The sequence below is a fragment of the Cupriavidus sp. 09_S30 genome (assembly GCF_056930435.1).
The window spans coordinates 811,026-828,335 of record NZ_JBXOWI010000002.1 but is presented as its reverse complement, the minus strand read 5'-3'; the positions used below and the strand labels follow the sequence as shown (position 1 = coordinate 828,335).

At 67.6% G+C, this 17,310-nt stretch carries 18 protein-coding genes; 12 read left to right on the top strand and 6 right to left on the bottom strand.

Features of this window, described 5'->3' with window-relative positions; all coding sequences use genetic code 11:
• Positions 1-90: 90 nt before the first annotated feature.
• A complete protein-coding gene (locus AC1Z3O_RS23895; RefSeq protein WP_483518345.1) occupies positions 91-861 on the bottom strand; it encodes an SDR family NAD(P)-dependent oxidoreductase in 771 nt (256 codons plus the stop codon).
• Between the two features lie 150 nt (positions 862-1,011).
• Entirely contained in the window at positions 1,012-2,235 is a 1,224-nt protein-coding gene (locus AC1Z3O_RS23890; protein WP_483518344.1) for an MFS transporter, read from the bottom strand.
• A gap of 69 nt (positions 2,236-2,304) precedes the next feature.
• Here AC1Z3O_RS23890 and AC1Z3O_RS23885 point away from each other — a divergent pair, with 69 nt between their 5' ends.
• The 4 genes from AC1Z3O_RS23885 (at position 2,305) to AC1Z3O_RS23870 (ending at position 6,191) form a co-directional block, all read left to right on the top strand.
• A complete protein-coding gene (locus tag AC1Z3O_RS23885; RefSeq protein ID WP_483518343.1) occupies positions 2,305-2,493 on the top strand; it encodes a hypothetical protein in 189 nt (62 codons plus the stop codon).
• A gap of 219 nt (positions 2,494-2,712) precedes the next feature.
• Positions 2,713-4,089, top strand: a complete 1,377-nt coding sequence (locus AC1Z3O_RS23880) for an APC family permease (protein WP_483518342.1) — start codon at positions 2,713-2,715, stop codon at positions 4,087-4,089.
• A gap of 241 nt (positions 4,090-4,330) precedes the next feature.
• Positions 4,331-5,401 carry a Dyp-type peroxidase gene (locus AC1Z3O_RS23875; protein ID WP_483518341.1) on the top strand — a complete coding sequence of 357 codons (1,071 nt, stop codon included), beginning with the start codon at positions 4,331-4,333 and terminating at the stop codon, positions 5,399-5,401.
• Positions 5,394-6,191: a family 1 encapsulin nanocompartment shell protein gene (locus tag AC1Z3O_RS23870; RefSeq protein WP_483518340.1), complete on the top strand. Its 798-nt coding sequence runs from the start codon at positions 5,394-5,396 to the stop codon at positions 6,189-6,191. The genes AC1Z3O_RS23875 and AC1Z3O_RS23870 overlap by 8 nt, the downstream gene beginning before the upstream one ends.
• Before the next feature lie 375 nt (positions 6,192-6,566).
• On the opposite strand, the gene AC1Z3O_RS23865 is transcribed toward AC1Z3O_RS23870, so the two are convergent.
• Positions 6,567-7,028, bottom strand: a complete 462-nt coding sequence (locus AC1Z3O_RS23865; RefSeq protein WP_483518339.1) for a cache domain-containing protein — start codon at positions 7,026-7,028, stop codon at positions 6,567-6,569.
• A 447-nt stretch (positions 7,029-7,475) separates the two neighbouring features.
• Here AC1Z3O_RS23865 and AC1Z3O_RS23860 point away from each other — a divergent pair, with 447 nt between their 5' ends.
• The 4 genes from AC1Z3O_RS23860 (at position 7,476) to AC1Z3O_RS23845 (ending at position 11,100) form a co-directional block, all read left to right on the top strand.
• Positions 7,476-8,414 carry a S1C family serine protease gene (locus AC1Z3O_RS23860; protein ID WP_483518338.1) on the top strand — a complete coding sequence of 313 codons (939 nt, stop codon included), beginning with the start codon at positions 7,476-7,478 and terminating at the stop codon, positions 8,412-8,414.
• Between the two features lie 43 nt (positions 8,415-8,457).
• Positions 8,458-9,102, top strand: coding sequence for a LuxR C-terminal-related transcriptional regulator (locus tag AC1Z3O_RS23855; RefSeq protein WP_483518337.1), 645 nt, complete (start codon positions 8,458-8,460; stop codon positions 9,100-9,102).
• A gap of 165 nt (positions 9,103-9,267) precedes the next feature.
• Positions 9,268-9,936, top strand: coding sequence for a HEAT repeat domain-containing protein (locus tag AC1Z3O_RS23850; protein WP_483518336.1), 669 nt, complete (start codon positions 9,268-9,270; stop codon positions 9,934-9,936).
• Between the two features lie 156 nt (positions 9,937-10,092).
• A complete protein-coding gene (locus tag AC1Z3O_RS23845) occupies positions 10,093-11,100 on the top strand; it encodes a HEAT repeat domain-containing protein (protein WP_483518335.1) in 1,008 nt (335 codons plus the stop codon).
• Between the two features lie 369 nt (positions 11,101-11,469).
• On the opposite strand, the gene AC1Z3O_RS23840 is transcribed toward AC1Z3O_RS23845, so the two are convergent.
• Both AC1Z3O_RS23840 and AC1Z3O_RS23835 read right to left on the bottom strand, forming a co-directional pair.
• Positions 11,470-12,075, bottom strand: coding sequence for a TetR/AcrR family transcriptional regulator (locus tag AC1Z3O_RS23840; RefSeq protein ID WP_483518334.1), 606 nt, complete (start codon positions 12,073-12,075; stop codon positions 11,470-11,472).
• 244 nt (positions 12,076-12,319) lie between these two features.
• On the bottom strand, positions 12,320-12,952 hold the full coding sequence (locus AC1Z3O_RS23835; protein WP_483518333.1) for a copper resistance protein CopQ: 633 nt from the start codon (positions 12,950-12,952) through the stop codon (positions 12,320-12,322).
• Between the two features lie 539 nt (positions 12,953-13,491).
• Between AC1Z3O_RS23835 and AC1Z3O_RS23830 the strand changes: the two genes are divergently transcribed.
• On the top strand, positions 13,492-13,665 hold the full coding sequence (locus AC1Z3O_RS23830; RefSeq protein WP_483518332.1) for a hypothetical protein: 174 nt from the start codon (positions 13,492-13,494) through the stop codon (positions 13,663-13,665).
• 96 nt (positions 13,666-13,761) lie between these two features.
• On the top strand, positions 13,762-14,115 hold the full coding sequence (locus AC1Z3O_RS23825; protein ID WP_483521950.1) for a DUF6616 family protein: 354 nt from the start codon (positions 13,762-13,764) through the stop codon (positions 14,113-14,115).
• 92 nt (positions 14,116-14,207) lie between these two features.
• Here the strand turns inward: AC1Z3O_RS23825 and AC1Z3O_RS23820 are convergent, their stop codons facing one another.
• Positions 14,208-15,146, bottom strand: coding sequence for a LysR family transcriptional regulator (locus AC1Z3O_RS23820; RefSeq protein ID WP_483518331.1), 939 nt, complete (start codon positions 15,144-15,146; stop codon positions 14,208-14,210).
• Positions 15,147-15,284: 138 nt separating this feature from the next.
• Between AC1Z3O_RS23820 and AC1Z3O_RS23815 the strand changes: the two genes are divergently transcribed.
• Positions 15,285-16,229, top strand: a complete 945-nt coding sequence (locus AC1Z3O_RS23815; RefSeq protein WP_483521948.1) for a Bug family tripartite tricarboxylate transporter substrate binding protein — start codon at positions 15,285-15,287, stop codon at positions 16,227-16,229.
• A 4-nt stretch (positions 16,230-16,233) separates the two neighbouring features.
• Entirely contained in the window at positions 16,234-17,292 is a 1,059-nt protein-coding gene (locus tag AC1Z3O_RS23810; protein ID WP_483518330.1) for a 4-hydroxythreonine-4-phosphate dehydrogenase PdxA, read from the top strand.
• Positions 17,293-17,310: the final 18 nt, after the last annotated feature.

Sequence of the window (17,310 nt, the reverse complement as noted above, 5' to 3'; positions counted from 1 at the left end):
GCCGCGAGGATCGGCTATCCGGCCCACTGAATCACTGAAATCGGTCGGTGCCTGCCAATTCAATGATTCAGCGGCCTAGGTGCGCGGCACTCAGAACAGCGTGTAGCCGCCGTCGATCACCAGCGTGTCGCCGGTGTGGTAGCGCGAGGCGTCGCTCATCAGGTAGATGGCGATGCCGGCGAAATCCGCGGGCTCGCCCCAACGCCGCATCGGCACGCGCTTGCCCACCATTTCCTGGAAGGCGGCGTCGGCCTGCCCCTTGGCGGTCATGTCGGTGGCGATCCAGCCCGGCAGGATGGAATGGGCGCGCACCCCATGCCGCGCGTACTCGACGGCCAGCGCGCGGATCATCGAAATCAGCCCGCCCTTGGTCGCCGCGTAGTGCTCATTGCGCGCCGCCCCTTCGATGGCGGCCACCGAGGCCGTGCCCACCAGCACGCCGCCCTCGCCCTGCTTGAGCATCTGGCGCGCGGCGCCGCGCAGGGTGAAGAAGGCCCCGTCCAGATTGACGCGCAGCACACGGTGCCAGTCTTCGGTGCGCATGTCTTCGAAGCGCCCTCCCTTCGCGCTGATGCCTGCGTTGGCGAAGCAGCCGTCGATGCGGCCCAGCACGTCGACCGTTTCGGCGAAGGCGGCGTCCACCGCCGCCTCGTCGCCGACGTCGCAGCACACCGCGTGCACGCGCCGCCCGTGCCGGGCCAGCCGCTCGACCGCGGCGGCATTCTTCTGCGCATTGGTGCCCCAGATCGCGATGTCGGCGCCAGCCTGCGCCAGGCCCTCGGCCATGCCGAGCCCGATGCCGCTGTTGCCCCCGGTGACCAACGCCACCTTACCGCTCAGATCAAACGCCTTGTAGGTCATGGCCCGCTCCTTTCTCAGAGATAGATCCGCTGCCGGCCGTGCCGGCGACGCAGGCCAGTGTCCGCGAGCGCGGCCCGCCCCCGCGTCGTCCGAAACGACGAATCCGCGCGCGCGGGCATGGCGGGCCGCCATTGCGGTGCAGCACCGGACCTAGGCGCCCCGCCGCAGCGTGGCCGCCCAGAACCCGGCCGCCATCAGGCTGAAGACGAAGCCAAGGACGCAAACCCCGCTCCAGCCCGCACGGGCGTAAACCAGGGTGGACGCCAGCGCGCCCAGCCCGCTGCCCACCGAGTAGAACAGCATGTAGCACGCCACCAGCCGGCTCTGCGCCTGCGGGCGCGCCTGCAAGATCATGGTCTGGTTGATCACGTGGATGGCCTGCCCGCCCAGGTCCAGCAGCACGATGCCGGCGACCAGCGCCGCCATCGAGTGGAACATCATCCCGATCGGCAGCCAGCTGGCCATCAGGCAGGCCAGCGCCAGCCCCGTGGCGCGCTGCCCTAGGCCGCGGTCGGCCAGGCGGCCGGCCCGCGCTGCCGCCAATGCGCCGACCGCGCCCACCAGGCCGAAGGCGCCGATGCCGGTGTGCGACATCGAGAACGGCGGCGCCGCCAGCGGCAGCACCAGCGCGCTCCAGAAGGTGCTGAAGGCGGCGAACATCAGCATGCCGATCACGCCGCGCACCTGCAGCGTGCGCTCGCTGGCCAGCAGCGCCAGCATGGAGCGCAGCAGTTGCGCATACCCCATACGCGCCGGCGGCACGGACACAGCCGGCAGACGCTTGGCCAGCAGCACCAGCATGGCGGCCGACAACACTGCCGAAGCGAGGTAGACCGCGCGCCAGCCGGCGACGTCGGTGACCAGCCCCGCCAGGGTGCGCGCCAGCAGCAGCCCGATCACCACGCCGCCCTGGGCCGAGCCGACCACGCGCCCGCGCTCTGCCGGCGCGGCCAGCGTGGCGGCGTAGGCGATCAGCCCCTGCGTCATGGCCGTGCCGAACAGGCCCATGCCGAGCATGCCGGCCAGCAGCAGGCCCGGCCGCGGCGCCGCGGCCACCGCCAGTGCCGCCAGCGCCAGCAGCACCAGTTGCGCGGCCAGCAGCCGCTTGCGCTCGAGCAGGTCGCCCAGCGGCACGAAGCAGATCAGCGCGATGGCGCAACCCGCCTGCGTCGCAGTGATGACGCCGCCCACCGCCGCGCGGGCGATGCCGAACTCCATGGCGATGGCGTCAAGCAAGGGCTGCGCGTAATAGACATTGGCCACGCTGACCGCGCAGCAGACCGCCAGCAGCAGCACCACCGCCGGCGCCAGGGGCGTGTTGGCTGATAGCGGCGCTGTCCCTGTTGCCGAGGCAGCGGTGCAGGTCGGATCCATGCAGCACTCCTTTTTCTGGTTTTAATTTGAAACCTATCGCAGGCGAAGTGTATCGATTCAGGTTTCAATTTGCAACCAATTCGGAGGGCGTATCGATTTCCTGGCGTCAAGCTCGACGGCTTCGCCCCGCCGCGCTACTTCGACCAACAAGGCGAGGTGGAGGCGCGGGCGGCTGCCCCGCGCTGGCCACTGCTGGCCGGCCTGGCCGGCTACGCGCCGCCCGGCCCACCCGCAGACAGCATCGGCGGGGATCGATGAGGGCACGCTGCGCGGAGAACAGGAAGACCGGCGGCGCCGGCAGCAAAAGCCTGCCGACGGCGATCTTGTTGCACGCGCCGTCCTGTCCCAAACTGTAGGCAGATCGATCAGGCCTGTTCACGTGAACACATGAACACATGAACGGGTTCGCCCGGGGGCCGACCGTCCTGAGCCGGGGCCCCCCACCGGGCCGGGCACCGCCCGGCCGGGAGGGTCGCCATGGAAGCGCAAGCGCAGTCGGGGCTGAAATCGGGCGCGCTCGGGCTCGGGGAATCGGTGGTGATGGGCGTGGCCGGCACCGCGCCGGCCTTCAGCCTGGCGGCCACCACCGCCACGCTGGTCGCCGCCGTCGACACGCTGGCGCCAGCCAGCCTGCTGTATTGCGGCCTGATCATGTTCGGCGTCACCCTGGCCTACCGCCAGCTCAACCGGCTGCAACCGGACGCGGGTGCCTGCTATGCCTGGGTCGGGGCAATCTTCCACCCGATGCTGGGCTTTCTCGCCGGTTGGGCACTGCTGGTGGCCTCGGCCGTGTTCATGGTGTCCGGCACCATTCCCGCCGCCACCGCCACACTGATGCTGATCGACCCGGCACTCGCCACCCGCCCAACCGTGGTGACGCTGGTGGCCGCCGGCTGGCTGCTGCTGGTCAGCGCGGTGGTGATCAAGGGCATCAAGCTGACCAGCTATACGCAGGTGGCGATGACGGTGGTCGAACTGGCCGTGCTGGTGGCGCTGGCCGTGGCGGCCCTCGCGCATGCGGCACGGCCCGCGGCCCGTCCGCTGCAGCTGGCCTGGCTGTCGCCCTGGAATTTCACGCCGCACCTGTTCGCCAATGGCGCGCTGGTGGCGCTGTTCTTCTTCTGGGGCTGGGACGTCACCGCCAACCTGACCGAGGAGACGCGCGACCCGTCGCGCGTGCCGGGCCGCGGCGCGCTGCTGGCCATGGGCATCGTGCTGGCGCTCTTCATCGCCTTCGTCGCCGCCTGCCTGTCCGTGCTGTCGGATGGCGAAATCCGGCAGGCGGGCACCAATGTGGTGTTCGCGCTGGCCTCGCGGCTGTTTCCGCGACCGTGGGATTACCTTGCCGTGCTGGCGGTGATGCTGAGCACAGTAGGCACGCTGGAGACCACCATCCTGCAATTCAGCCGCACGCTCTACGCCAGCGGCCGCGACGGCCTGCTCCATCACCGCTACGCAATCCTGCATCCGGTCTGGCGCACGCCCTGGGTGGCGACACTGGTGATCTCGCTCATCGGCCTGCTCCTGCTGCTGGCCGCTGCCAACTTCGACAGCGTGGGACAGATCATCCAGGACTCCGTCAACGCCATCGCCTTCCAGGTGGCCTTCTACTACGGACTGGTGGGCTTTGCCTGCGCGTGGCACAGCCGCCGCCTGGCGTCGGGCACCGCCGGCCTGGCCCTGCTGGTGGTCTGGCCCGCCTGCAGCGCTGCCTTCCTGTGGGCGGTGGCGCTCTACAGCGTGCCAAGCTTCGATTTCACGGCACGGCTGGTCGCGCTGGGCGGCATCGCGATCGGCGTGATACCGATGCTGCTGGGGGCACGCAGGCGCAGGCGCCGCCTGGCGGCTGGCTGACCGGCCGCACAATGCATGGGATGGGCGCGGCAGGACGCCTGAGCAGCGTCCGCCGCAAACCATGCGAACTTGCCTTTTGTGGGTGATTCAGGTTACATATTCTGCGTCGCCCACAAAGGAACACCATGCATTCGCCTCGCATGAATTCGTCCCTTCGCCGCCCGCGATCCTGCCTTGCCGGCATCGCCAGCCGGCGGCCTGACCAGGCGCCGGTCTCCACGCAGGCATGGGGCACGGGCAGATGAGCGACAACACCCCAGCGCCCGCCACCGGCCGCCTCGATCCGCAGGCGGTCAACGCGCCCGTCACGCGCGCCGCCATCTTCCTCGTCCTCACCATCCAGCCCGATGCAGAAAGCCAGGGCAAGATGCGCGCGCTTTGCGCCGACCTGGCCGCACTGGTGCGCGCAGTGGGCAAGCGGGTACTGGCGGGCAAGCTGTCCTGCGTGTGCGGATTCAGTTCCGACGCCTGGGACGCGCTGTTCGGCGCGCCCCGCCCGGCCGGCCTGCATCCGTTCCGCGTCTTCGGCGAGGCACCGCGTATGGCACCCGCCACGCCGGGCGACGTGCTCCTGCACATCCGCGCCGAGCAGATGGATCTCTGCTTCGAACTCGCCATGCAGATCATGAGCCGGCTGGGCGATGCCGCCACCGCGGTCGACGAAGTGCACGGCTTCCGCTACTTCGACCAGCGCAGCATGGTCGGCTTCGTCGACGGGACCGAAAATCCCGAGGGCCAGGAAGCGCTCGACTTCACCCTGGTCGGCGCCGAGGACCCCGAATTCGCCGGCGGCAGCTACGTCATCGTGCAGAAGTACCTGCACGACATGGCCGGCTGGAACGCGCTGCCGGTGGAGATGCAGGAGCGCATCATCGGCCGTACCAAGCTATCGGACATCGAACTGGGGGAAGGCGTGAAGCCAAGCTGGTCGCACAGCTCGCTGACCACGCTCGCGGAAGATGGCGAGGAAATCAAGATCCTGCGCGACAACATGCCCTTCGGGCGGCCCGGCTCCGGCGAGTTCGGCACCTACTTCATCGGCTATGCGCGCTCGCCGGCGCCCACCGAGCGGATGCTGGAGAACATGTTCGTGGGGAATCCGCCCGGCAACTATGACCGGCTGCTCGACTTCAGCACGGCGGTGACCGGCGGCCTGTTCTTCGTACCGTCCGCGCCGCTGCTCGCGGCGCTCGCCGAGCGCGAGCCGGCCGCCGCCTTGGCCGCAGTGGCGGCCGCAGAGGCCCAGGCGTCGTCCGGCGGCGATGGCTCGCTGCGCATCGGTTCACTCAAGGGAGCTTCCCAGCATGAATAATCTGCATCGCGAACTGGCCCCGATCTCCAGCGCGGCCTGGGCGCAGATCGAGGAAGAAGTGGCACGCACCTTCAAGCGCTCGCTGGCCGGGCGACGCGTGGTGGACCTCAAGGGCCCCAATGGCAGCGCGTTCGGCGCCGTGGCCACCGGCCACCAGGCAGCCATCGCCTCGCCCGCGGAGGGCGTGCTGGTCAGGCAGCGCGAGGTCAAGGCGGTGATCGAGCTGCGCGTGCCCTTCACGCTGGCGCGCGAGGCCATCGACGACGTGGAGCAAGGCGCCAACGATTCCGACTGGCAGCCGGCCAAGGATGCGGCCGCGCAACTCGCGCTGGTCGAGGACCGCGCCATCTTCGACGGCTACGCCGCGGCCGGCATTGTGGGACTGCGCGCGGGGAGTTCCAACCCGCCGATCACGCTGCCGGCCAAGGTGGCCGACTACCCCACCGCCATCGCGCAGGCACTGACGCAGCTACGGCTGGCCGGCGTCGATGGCCCCTACTCCGTGCTGCTCGGCGCCGACGCCTATACCGCGCTGAACGAAGCCAGCGACCGCGGCTATCCGGTGCGCGAGCACATCGAGCGCATCGTCAACGGCGAGATCATCTGGGCGCCGGCGATCAATGGCGGTTGCGTGGTCTCCACACGCGGCGGGGACTTCGACCTGCACCTCGGGCAAGACCTGTCGATCGGCTACCAGAGCCACACGGACACCACGGTCAACCTCTACCTGCAGGAAACGCTGGCCTTCCTGCTTCACACGCCGGAAGCCGCAGTTGCGGTGATGCCGTGACCGTAGGGCGCTGATCCTGCGCCACTGCAGATAAAAAAGTTCATCGCCGATCTGCGGGGTGGCTGAGAAGGGTCGCAGAACGACCTATTCGCGCCGATCGCGTGGCCGAGCATCCAAGGGCAGCTAACAGAGGGATCCGGTCTTCCGCGCAGGCTTGCCACGTGCACCGGTTCTTGTGGATAGCGGACAAGGTAGCAGACATGACAATATCGACGCGAATGACCCGAGGCGGATATCAAAACTGACCAGCCTCGATGGCAAACCGCACATGCGGAGTGAAGGGCATCAGAACTGACCGGTCACGCGAGAAAATAGCATTGTGTGGGCGTCGGATTTCGGCAGTTCGGCGCCCATATGACGGTTGGTTTGGTTGGACTACTTGTAGTAACCGACGCCGCATCCCAGGCCGGCGACCGCGGTAACGAAGCTCGCCTTCGGCACCCACGTCTTGTCAGCGCCGGCCTTGGGAGACATGTAGCTGACCTCATTGACCTGGCCCTCTTTTGCCGCGTCATAGAGCCTTGGGCCATACACGTCGCCCGCAGGGTCCTTAAATGTCCTCGCATCCTTGCCGAGCAACCCCTTAACGTTGGGATTGCCGACCGCGACGAGGAGTCCGTCGCTGAGATTGAAGCAGAACGGATAGAGGTCGCCAACATGGAAGCCGTTTTCGCCCTTGTTGATCTGGTCGAGCGTCTTGGCCTTATCGGCTTTGATGGCCGCAACCGTCTTTTCAAGCATGACCTTAGCGTCCGCCGCAGTACCTTGCGCGAATGCCGTAGTCGAGAACAAGGCAGCCATGGCGCCTAGCGCGCCAATCACGAGTTTACGAAACATGGACATTCCTCTCTGCTCTTCGAGGCAATTGTCATGCACCGTGCGCAGGCCGACAAGGCATCACATCCAAACATTGCCCCAATTGATCAGTCTACTCGTGCCCGCCGACGAGCTGATAAAAAGAGGTGGGGTGGCCATTTCCGGATTTGGCCCATCGGGTCGATCCTGGGCTTGATCGAAAGGACCGTTATCGAGGTGAATCGGCCGTTGGAATGGCGGCTTTATATCTTTTGCGAACGGCAACAATTGTCGGTTACGGCCACTCGCGTGGCGCGAATGCCGGCCATGAACAAGCGCCTCGACGCGCAGCCTACCCATTAGGGTGGTGCGCGTCCGTCGCGCACCTGTCATCGTGAATCCATTCGTCCGCGCTTGCCTGCCTGTCATCTTCAGGCTGGTTGGCCGAGCGATGCATCGATTCAGGCAGCACATTGGCAGGAGTCTCACATGGAAACCCCAACCTCCAGCGGAAATCCTTTGCAGGATCTTTCCGCCAACCTCGCGGCCATCGCCGAGCGCGTCGGCCAGAGTGTCGTCGCGGTGCACGGCCGGCACCGCTTTCCGTCCAGTGGAGTAATCTGGCAACCGGGCGTGGTGGTCACGGCCGCGCATACGCTCAGGCACGAAGAAGGCATTGAAGTCGGCCTGGCCGATGGTCGTACCGTGGCGGCCGTGCTGGCGGGACGGGACCTTGGCACCGACCTGGCCGTACTGAGGATAGGCGACGTGGCGTCGAGCCCGGTCGAGACCGGCGACGCGCGCTCACTCAAGGCTGGCCATCTGGTGCTCGCGGTGGCGCGCGTGGACCGGCTCGGCACCAGCGCGGATTTCGGTGTCGTCGGCACGGCCGGCGGTCCATGGCGTACCTGGCGAGGCGGACAGTTCGATGCCTTCGTACGACTGGACGGCGGACTTCGCCCCGGTTTCTCCGGTGCGGCCCTGGCGGATATGCAGGGGCGGGTGATGGGCCTGTGCACATCGGCGCTCGCGCCGGGCGCGGGCATGCTGATCCCGACCACGACCGTGGCGCGCGTGTGCGACGAGCTGTCGAGCAAAGGGCGTATCTCGCACGGCTACCTTGGGGTGGGCACGCAGACGGTGAACCTGCCGCAGGCGTGGGTGACGAAGCTGAATCTGGCTTCCGAGCGCGGGCTGCTGGTGGTGTCGCTTGCGGCGGGCGGGCCCGCGGAGCAAGGCGGGGTGCTGATCGGGGATGTGCTGATCGAACTGGACGGCCGACCGTGCCGCGACATGGACGACGTGCATGCCGCGCTAGGCGGCGACCGCATCGGACAGTCGCTGAAGATCGGGCTGATCCGGGGCGGCGAGCGCAGCGAATGCACGGTCACGGTGGGCGAACGCCCGCAACGGAATTCATGCTGCTGAGAATCGTGCAAGGCGTCGCATGCCGAATGCCGGGATGACACCGATGAGCCCGCTCAGGGTTGCCGTCGTCGCTGCGTCGCCACAAGCGCGCGCAAGCCTGCAGGCGCTTGTCGATGCGACGCCGACGCTGGATTTCGCAGGCAGCGCGGCCGACGTTGTGGCGATCGCCGACCGCCTTGCCGGCGATTTGCCGGATGTGGTCGTGGTCGAACTGGAGCCGCAGGCCGGCGACCTGCCGGCGCCGGGAGCGGACCGCCATCCCGCGATGCCGGCGCTCGTCCTGCTCACGGACGAGGCGGACAGCGACTGGATCCATGACGCGCTGGCGGGCGGCGCGACGGCACTGCTGCCACGCGGCGCGACGCCCGGCGAAATCACCGCCGCGATCGAAGCCGTGGCCGCGGGCCTTTGCGTGCTATCCCCGGAGATCCTCGCCCGGCTGCTGGCGGAGCGTCAAGGGCCCCGCCAGATGGCATCCGCGGCGCTGATCGAATCGCTCACCCTACGCGAGATCGAGGTACTGACGATGCTTGCCGAAGGGCTTGGCAACAAGGAGATCGCGCGCCAGCTCGACATCTCGGACAACACGGTGAAGTTTCACCTGTCCTCCATTTTCGGCAAGCTCGGCGCAAGCAGCCGTACCGAGGCTGTCATGCAGGGGATGCGACACGGTCTCATCATGGTGTAGCCGGCCGTCAGGCCGATGCTGGCCTGAACCCGTCGCCCGTCACCTGCGGAGGAGGCGGTGCTCGGCCCCTCGAACGGCTGCCTGGGCGTGCAATTCGCCCCTCGCCCGAAAACACTTGACCTTGTCACAGTGACAAGGCGTCCACTGTCGGGCGAGGAGGCGTTCATGACCCATCACTATCCCCCGACTTCCCATCACGCACTGACCACGGCACTCGAGCATCCGGACGCTTCGCTCCGTCTTGCGGCTGCGCTTGGTGCCGGCACGGCTCCCGATCCGGGCCAGATTGCGCTACTGGTGAAGCGCTGCGGTGTCGAGCCGGATTTCTTCGTTCGCGACATGCTCACCTGGGCGCTCACCCGGCATGCGCAGGATCTGACATTGCCATTGCTGCTTGACGAGCTGCACTCACCGTTGGCGCAAGCGCGCAGCCAGGCGCTACATACGCTCTCAAAGATCGGCGACCCCACAACCTGGTCAGCGATCACAAGCGGGCATCTACATGACCCCGATCCGGAGGTGGCACGAACTGCGTGGCGCACCGCAGCGGGGCTGGTGCCGACCTGGCAACGAGCCGCCTTGGCACGCGAACTGGTTCGCGAGCTAGGCCGCGGCGACAAGGACCTCAAGCGGAGTCTGAGCCGGGCATTGCTGATGCTTGGAGACGACGCCATGGCCCCGCTCGATGCGGCGGCGGCCCGACACACGGACCCGGCGGTTCGCGTTCATGCCTGCGCGAGCCTCAGGCTCATCGCCGACCCGGAGAGTGCGTTTGTGCTTGATCCAGCCGATGCGTGGCGCGCACGTGCACCGTTGCCCTACGCCGATGAATAGGCGGGTTTACGGCGATCTTACGGCGATCGATGTGATGAGCCACGCGTTGGCCGAGGTGATGGAAGCCGTTGGCGGTTTGTTAGAATTTTCGAGGCTCGATTGGAGCCAAGGCCGAGACACGAGGCGGCATGACCCAGATGACACCGGAGACAAGTGATGCGCATCAGCGAGTTGGCCAATCGTTCCGGCGTCAGCGCGCGCATGCTGCGGCACTACGACGCGGTCGGACTGGTCAGCCCATCGGGACGTACGGAAGCGGGATACCGCGAGTATTCGCAAGCCGATGCCTTGCGCCTGTTCCAAGTGGAAAGCCTGCGTTCGCTGGGCCTTGGGCTGGCCGAGGTGCGTCAGGCGCTCAGCCAACAAGCGCCTCACCCCGATGTGCTCATTGACGCGCTGATGGTTCGCAGCCGAGAGCGGCTGGCCGCAGAGCAAGCGTTGCTTTGCCGTCTTAATGCTGTGTCCGCCGCCTCCCCCGAGGATTGGTCAGCAGTGCTTGAGGTCGTGCATCTGTTGAAAGGACTGGACTCGACGCATGCGCCTGAGAGACAGCGTGCTGCGTTTGACGCCGCGTCCAGCGATGCCCCGCTGGCAGCACTCATCGCGCACGCACTGCTCCAGGAACAAGAGCCGAATGTCGCGGGTGCGCTGCACTGGGCGCTGGGAAGAACCGAAGGCAGCGGCGCCAGCGTACTTGGCGCGGCGCTTCAACAGCCCGATCCGGCAGTGCGCGAACGGGCCGTGCTTGCGCTGGCGAAACTCGGAGGGTCCGATGCGGTGGAGACCTTGCGTGGCTCGCTCCTCGACCCCGCGGAGCGTGTGCGGTATCGCGCTGCGCGGGTGCTTGGCGGATGGGGGATACGCGACGCCATTCCCTTGCTGATCGAGCAGGTTCTCGTCGGGGCTCACGATGTCGAGGCGGCCGATGCGTTAGCCGATTTGGCGGAAGACCCTGCGATCGCAAAGCAAATTGTGGAGCGCTTTGAAGCAGCGATCTCAGACGGTCCAGCCGATGTCCGGACCCGTGTACGTATTTGTCAGGCGCTCGCCGAATTCAACGACACGGCGTCGGCCCTGCTTGCCCGGCTGGCCGCCGATCCAGACCCGGCAGTGGCGCGCAATGCTCGTTACGTGATCGGCATTCGCAACGACGCGCTAACGTAGCCGAGTTTGAGTTTGAGTTTGATAGTCGGCCTCTTCCTTGGAGGCGAATGCCCTCGTTTCCTGTCTCTCCCCGATCGATCAGGACTTTCTGGACATGGCTGGCGCGTGGGGAAATAGCTGCTCGCTTGCTCGGCAGTAGAAGTGCCCTCGTCCGGGAGGGTCTCATATCGGGAGCGGCCGGAGATAGCCGAGAAGCCACCATTTCGACTTCAGACGCCAAATGGCAGCTAGTGGCCGAACTCTGCCGTCGGACCATGAGCCCCCCGCAATTCGGCGATGAACCCAAAAAAAAGCCGGTTCCGTTCAGGAACCGGCTTTTTCGTGCCCTGGCTTTCTGGAGGCAAGGACTTGCCTTGCCGCAGCCAGACCTCAGGCCACCGCAGCGTCGACCGCCTCCGTCACCGGATCGGGCGACGTGTAGGCAATCAGCAGCTTGCCAGCCGCCTCGAGCCGCTCGGCTGTGCCGAACAGGCGGTTCGACACCACCGCGCTCTGCAAGGCGGCATAGAGCACCTGTGCCAGTGCCAGCGGCGGCGCCGGCAGCACCTTGCCGTAAGCCTGCTGCGCGCGCTCCAGCATCCTCGCCATCCTCAACTCCTGGGCACGGAAGAACTCACGGACCACGGCCTGCGCATCCTCGGACAGGCTCAGCGCCTCGTTCGACAGCATGCCGGCCAGGCAGATCTGGTCGCTGCCGCAGGCGGCGGTCCGCAGGGCCTCCAGATAGGCACGCGCCTGGTCCTGTGGCGCCTCCAGGGCATCCACCGCCTTCATGCGTTCCAGCACGCGCGCGTTGTACTCCTTGACCGCCTCCAGCACCAGATCGTCCTTGGAGGGGAAGTAGTAATGGATGCTCGACGTCTTCACCCCGACCAGTTCGGCCAGGTCGCGGTAGCTGAAGCCGTTCACCCCGCGGCGGCGGATCAGCGCCAGCGTGTGCTCGAGCAGTTGTTCACGTACGGTTTGGGTTTTCATGGTGCGATCTTATCTATCTATCGATAGAGCCTCAAGCATATCGCATGTGCAGATGCACAAGATACCCGCCCGCCCCGCTCATGCCGGCAGCACCTGTGCCGCCAAGGTCACCAGCGAGCCGCTGAGCAAGCACAGGCCCACCCAGCCGGTCAGGATCAGAATGCTGTCTCGCAGTCTCATGGTGTGTTCTCCGGTTTACCGGAGGAGCGCCGGCCCTCGGCCGGCGCTCCTTCCCTCTTCCATCTCAAGCAAGCGCGCCGTCGGTGTACGGATCGAACCTGCCGGCCTTGGCGCCATCGGTGTACGGGTCATACTTGCCGACCTTGGCGCCGTCGGTGTAGGGATCGGCCTGGCGCGCCGGCGTCGACGACACACTCGTGCGGTCCAGGCCCGCCACCATGCGGGTGCCGTCCGTGTAGGGGTCGAACTTGCCGACCTTGGCGCCGTCGGTGTACGGGTCGAACTGACGCGCCGGCGACGACGACACGCCGCTACGGTCCAGGCCCGCCACCGTGCGGGTGCCATCCGTGTACGGGTCGAACTTGCCAAACTTGGCGCCGTCGGTGTACGGGTCGGCCTGGCGCGCCGGCGTCGACGACACGCCCGTGCGGTCCAGGCCCGCCACCGTGCGGGTGCCGTCCGTGTACGGGTCGAACTTGCCGAACTTCGCGCCGTCGGTGAACGGGTCAACCTTGCCCAGCTTGGCGCCGTCGGTATAGACGCTGCGCGCTTCATTGCCGCGGAAGACGTAGCCGTAGCGGTCGCCGGCGACGCCGCTGTCCTTGGGGCCCGAGGCGTAAGCCTGACCGCCCAGCAGGGCGGCGGCCAGCGCGGCGGCAGTGATCAGGGTCTTGGTGAAGGTCTTGTTGGTGCTCATGATGCTCTCCATTCATCTTGAGAATCCACGCGAACGGGATCCGGTTAGTCAGCGGCGCGGCTCTTCGGGCCGGGCCGGTCAGGTATCTATGTGTAGATAGATAACCGGTCCTGAAAAAACGGGGAAATCCCCGATGTCGCGCTGGATCCTCTTTTTCGGCCTTCCCGTGTTCTGTGGGAAGGGAAGCAGCGATCCATGGACACGATATTATCTACTGATAGGTAGATAGTCAAGAGCTTTTTGCGGTGGCGCAGCAAGAACGAGGTACCTTCCCCGCAGGCCTGCCTGAAAAATCACATCCTGACGCACCCCAACGGGCCGGCATCCGCCCGACGGCGCTCAGCCAGACACCAGCGGGACCGCCAGACGCGCTGCCGGCAACTCCACCCCATGGCAGCTCGCGTAGTGGTCGCAGCGGGAGCAAGAGGGCTCCGGGCAGGGGCGGAGGTCCAGGCGGGCGCACACGCCTGCTCGACGGCCTGGAGCGCGACGGCCTGGCTGAGCGGCAGGCCGTTGCCGATGACCGGCGCGCGCTGCGCGTGCGCCTGACCCCCAAGGGCAGGCAGCTCGCCCGCACCGTGTTCGACCAGCATGGCCGCTGGATCGCCGGGCTGTTCGGCGGCCTGTTGCCCGATGAGCGCCGCCAGCTGGCAGCGCTGCTCGCCAAGGCCGCCGCCGGCATCGCCGCGCAGCGCGAAGGCGCAGCGAAGTAAGCGTGGGGGCCACCCGCGTCGCCGAGATCACCCTGGATGTGCTCGCCGCCTTGTCACGCGGTGAAATGCCGAGCGCAGCCTTCCTAACCTAGCAAACTGAACTGTCCAGAGGAGCCGCCATGCCCCCCCACGCCCAAGGCCGCCTGGCTGGCCCTGCCGGCCGAGGCGCGCCAACGCTTCCTCAATGGCATCCGCGCCGGCATGGGCGCGCTGTCGGCGCTCGGTATCGAGGCGTTGGCACTGGGCCCGGCCGAGCCGGACCTGCGGCAGGCCAGCCCGCACCGCTTCCTCGGCATCTGGCGCTGTCCAGACCGGCATGCTCGCGACGCGCTGCTGGCCGGCATCGAGGCCAGCGGCTGGTATGGCTATTTCGATCATGTGAACGCCGCCGCCGATGCAGGCAGCCTCCCGGGCCACCTGTCCGAGCTGGCCACCGTGGCGGCGCACTGAATCACTGCTGCGCGCGGCGGGAGGCGCGGGCGACGTGCCGCGGCGGCGCCGGGGAAGCACTGGTTCAGCATGCATTCGGCGAGCGGCCGTGGCTACGTCCGATCGTGCAGCAAGGACAGGAAACGCAGCGCAGCGGCGGTGGGCGGCCGGTCGCGCCGCACGATGCTGCCGTAGGCAGCGAGCTTCTGCCGGATCTGATAGGCCACGATGCGCAGCACGCCGTGCTCCGCGTCCCGTTGCGCCACGGCGGCCGGAACCACCCCGATCATGTCGGAGCGCCGGATCAGGTTGACCGTGGTCAGAATGGAGCCGGTCTCCACCAGTCCGAGCGGCAGCGGCGCGTGGTGGTCGCGGAACTCGCGCTCGATCACCTCGCGCATCGGGCTTCCCACAGGCTGGATGATCCAGGGAAAGCCCAGCAGGTCATGGAAGGCGACGCGCTGCCTTCCGGCCAGCGGGTGATGGTTGCCCACCACCACCGACAGGGCCTCGTCGTCGATTGGACGAAAATCGCAATCCGGCTGGCCGTCCTGCGCCACGCGCCGCCCCACCACCACTTCCAGCACGCCGTCGCGCAACTGGGCCAGCAGACGATCGCTGGTATCCACCGCAATCTCCACCCCCAACAGCGGGAACTCCGTCTTCAGCCCCACCAGCGCTTCGGTCAGTCGGCCCGGGGATGCCGCCATGATGCTGCCCACGCAGAAGCGCCCGGCGCTGCCCAGCCGCAACTCGGACAGGTCGCGGTTGAGCGCCTCCATGCTCCCTCGTATGCCGCGGAAGTAGCCTAGTACGCGCTCTCCCGCCGCATTCAGCGCGAGCCCGCGCCCCACCCGCTCGAACAGGCGCAGGCCCAGCGCATCCTCCAGTTCCTGCAGCATCTTGGTCGCGGCCGGCTGGGTCATGCCGAGGCGGGCGGCGGCAGCGCGCAGGGTCTTGCAGTCGTCCACGGCCAGCAGCAGCGCCACCTGGCGCATGCGCAGCCGGTTGAGCAGCAGCGGTGTGGAATCACGCGGGTCGATGGAGCCCAAGATCGATTACCTCAGGTTATCAATTGATCAAGAGCTTTCAGTTTACCGAAATCATTCGCCTCCCTAACATGGCGTTACCGATTCATCGCTGCACACCACAAAAATACCGGGAGACACATGATGAAGAAGGTCCTGGCGATGGCGCTCGCCGGCATGCTCGCGCTCGCCGCGACAGCCGCAGGGGCGCAGCAATGGCCCACCCGCCCCTTGCGCATCCTGGTGGGCTCGGCTCCCGGCGGCGGCACTGACGCGGTGGCCCGAGCGGTCGCCGATCCGCTCGCCCAGTTGCTGCACCAGCCGGTCGTGGTGGAAAACAAACCCGGCGCCTCCAACACGCTGGCGGCCGACGCCACCGCCAAGGCCACCGACGGCCATACCATGGTGATGGGCGTGGTCACCGCCCATGCCATCGCGCCGCACCTGCTCAAGCTCGGCTACGACAGCAACCGCGACCTGGTGCCGGTGGCTTTCGCCTGCGCCGTGCCCAACGTGCTGGTGGTGGGCAAGTCGGTGCCGGCCGACTCGGTGCAGGCCCTGGTCAAGCTCGCCAGGCAGCAGCCCGGCCAGATCAACTTCGCCAGCAGCGGCACCGGCAGCACCCAGCAGATCGCCGCGGTACTGTTCCAGGATGCTGCCGGCGTGCGCCTCTCGCACGTGCCCTATCGCAGCAGCGGGCCGGCGCTGATGGACCTGATCGGTGGCCAGGTGCAGATGAACTTCGACACCATGCCCTCGGTGCTGGGGCAGATCCGCAACGGCAAGATCCGCGCGCTGGCCATCGCGGCCGGCCACCGGAGCACGCAATTGCCCGACGTGCCGACGCTGGCCGAGGCCGGCGTGCCGGGCGTGGAGATCAGCGCCTGGTATGGCATCTACATGCCGGCGTCCACGCCGAAGGCAGTACAGGACAAGGTGCACGACGCCCTCAACACCGTGCTCGCCTCGCCGGCTGTCGCCACGCGCCTGGCCGGCATCGGCGCGGAGATCGCGCCCATGACGCAACAGCAGTTCATGGACTTCCATGCCGCCGAATACCGCCGCTACGGCGAACTGATCCGCAAACACAACATCCGGGTGGACTGATTCCATGACACATAGCCCCCTGCCGGTCGTCGCACTGACCCTGGGCGACCCCGCCGGCATCGGCCCCGAACTGATCGCGCGCCTGCTGGCCAGGCCCGAGGCAGGCGCGCTCGCCGACATCGTCGTGGTAGGCGACCGCTGGCTCTGGCAGGACGGCCAGCGGGTGGCCGGCGTCGAGGTCGCCACCGACGCCGTCGAGAGCTTCGCCGCGCTGCGACTGCGCAGCCCGCGCGCAGCGGGGGCGCGACGGCCGGCCTTCCTCGCGCTGGACACTGTCGCGCCCGGCGAGGTCAGCCGCGGCCAGCCCGGCGCGGCCGGCGGCCGCTCAGTGCTGCAGGTGCTGGACCGCTGCATGGACGCCACGCTGGCCGGCGACATTGACGCAATCTGCTTCGCGCCGCTCAACAAGCACGCGATGAAGCTGGGCGGCCTGCGCCACGAGGACGAACTGCACCACTTCGCGGAGTACCTCGGCGTGACCGGCTACTTCTGCGAGTTCAATACACTGGGCGAGCTCTGGACCTCGCGCCTGTCGTCCCACGTGCCGCTCAAGGACGTGGCCCGCTACCTGAGCGTGGAGCGCATCGAGCAGGCCGCCGAGCTGATCTACCGCGCGCTGCTGGCCAACGGCGTGGCCGCGCCCAAGGTGGCGATCGCTGCCTTCAATCCGCACGGCGGCGACGGCGGCATGTGCGGCCGCGAGGAGATCGACATCATCACCCCGGCCGTGCGCGCGCTGCAGACGCGCGACTGGCCGAGCGAGGCACCCTTCCATGGTCCCTTCCCCGCCGACACCATCTTCCTCAAGGCGCAGGCGGGCGAATACCAGGCCGTGGTCACGATGTACCACGACCAGGGTCAGATCGCGATCAAGCTGCTAGGTTTCTCGCGCGGCGTGACCGTGCAGGGCGGACTGCCGATCCCGATCACCACGCCGGCCCACGGCACCGCCTACGACATCGCCGGGCGCGGCGCGGCCAACGCCGAAGCGACCTGGCAAGCCTTCCAGATCGCCTGCCGCATGGGCGCCGGCCATCGCCTGCGCGCCGCCACCATCGCCTGACGCCGCCCCCACCCCGAG

Bases quoted from the DNA above. Each gene is read 5' to 3' on its own strand.
- AC1Z3O_RS23895 (WP_483518345.1), bottom strand. From the start codon at position 861: ATGACCTACAAGGCGTTTGATCTGAGCGGTAAGGTGGCGTTGGTCACC.
- AC1Z3O_RS23890 (WP_483518344.1), bottom strand. From the start codon at position 2,235: ATGGATCCGACCTGCACCGCTGCCTCGGCAACAGGGACAGCGCCGCTA.
- AC1Z3O_RS23880 (WP_483518342.1), top strand. From the start codon at position 2,713: ATGGAAGCGCAAGCGCAGTCGGGGCTGAAATCGGGCGCGCTCGGGCTC.
- AC1Z3O_RS23875 (WP_483518341.1), top strand. From the start codon at position 4,331: ATGAGCGACAACACCCCAGCGCCCGCCACCGGCCGCCTCGATCCGCAG.
- AC1Z3O_RS23870 (WP_483518340.1), top strand. From the start codon at position 5,394: ATGAATAATCTGCATCGCGAACTGGCCCCGATCTCCAGCGCGGCCTGG.
- AC1Z3O_RS23865 (WP_483518339.1), bottom strand. From the start codon at position 7,028: ATGTTTCGTAAACTCGTGATTGGCGCGCTAGGCGCCATGGCTGCCTTG.
- AC1Z3O_RS23860 (WP_483518338.1), top strand. From the start codon at position 7,476: ATGGAAACCCCAACCTCCAGCGGAAATCCTTTGCAGGATCTTTCCGCC.
- AC1Z3O_RS23855 (WP_483518337.1), top strand. From the start codon at position 8,458: ATGAGCCCGCTCAGGGTTGCCGTCGTCGCTGCGTCGCCACAAGCGCGC.
- AC1Z3O_RS23850 (WP_483518336.1), top strand. From the start codon at position 9,268: ATGACCCATCACTATCCCCCGACTTCCCATCACGCACTGACCACGGCA.
- AC1Z3O_RS23845 (WP_483518335.1), top strand. From the start codon at position 10,093: ATGCGCATCAGCGAGTTGGCCAATCGTTCCGGCGTCAGCGCGCGCATG.
- AC1Z3O_RS23840 (WP_483518334.1), bottom strand. From the start codon at position 12,075: ATGAAAACCCAAACCGTACGTGAACAACTGCTCGAGCACACGCTGGCG.
- AC1Z3O_RS23835 (WP_483518333.1), bottom strand. From the start codon at position 12,952: ATGAGCACCAACAAGACCTTCACCAAGACCCTGATCACTGCCGCCGCG.
- AC1Z3O_RS23815 (WP_483521948.1), top strand. From the start codon at position 15,285: ATGGCGCTCGCCGGCATGCTCGCGCTCGCCGCGACAGCCGCAGGGGCG.
- AC1Z3O_RS23810 (WP_483518330.1), top strand. From the start codon at position 16,234: ATGACACATAGCCCCCTGCCGGTCGTCGCACTGACCCTGGGCGACCCC.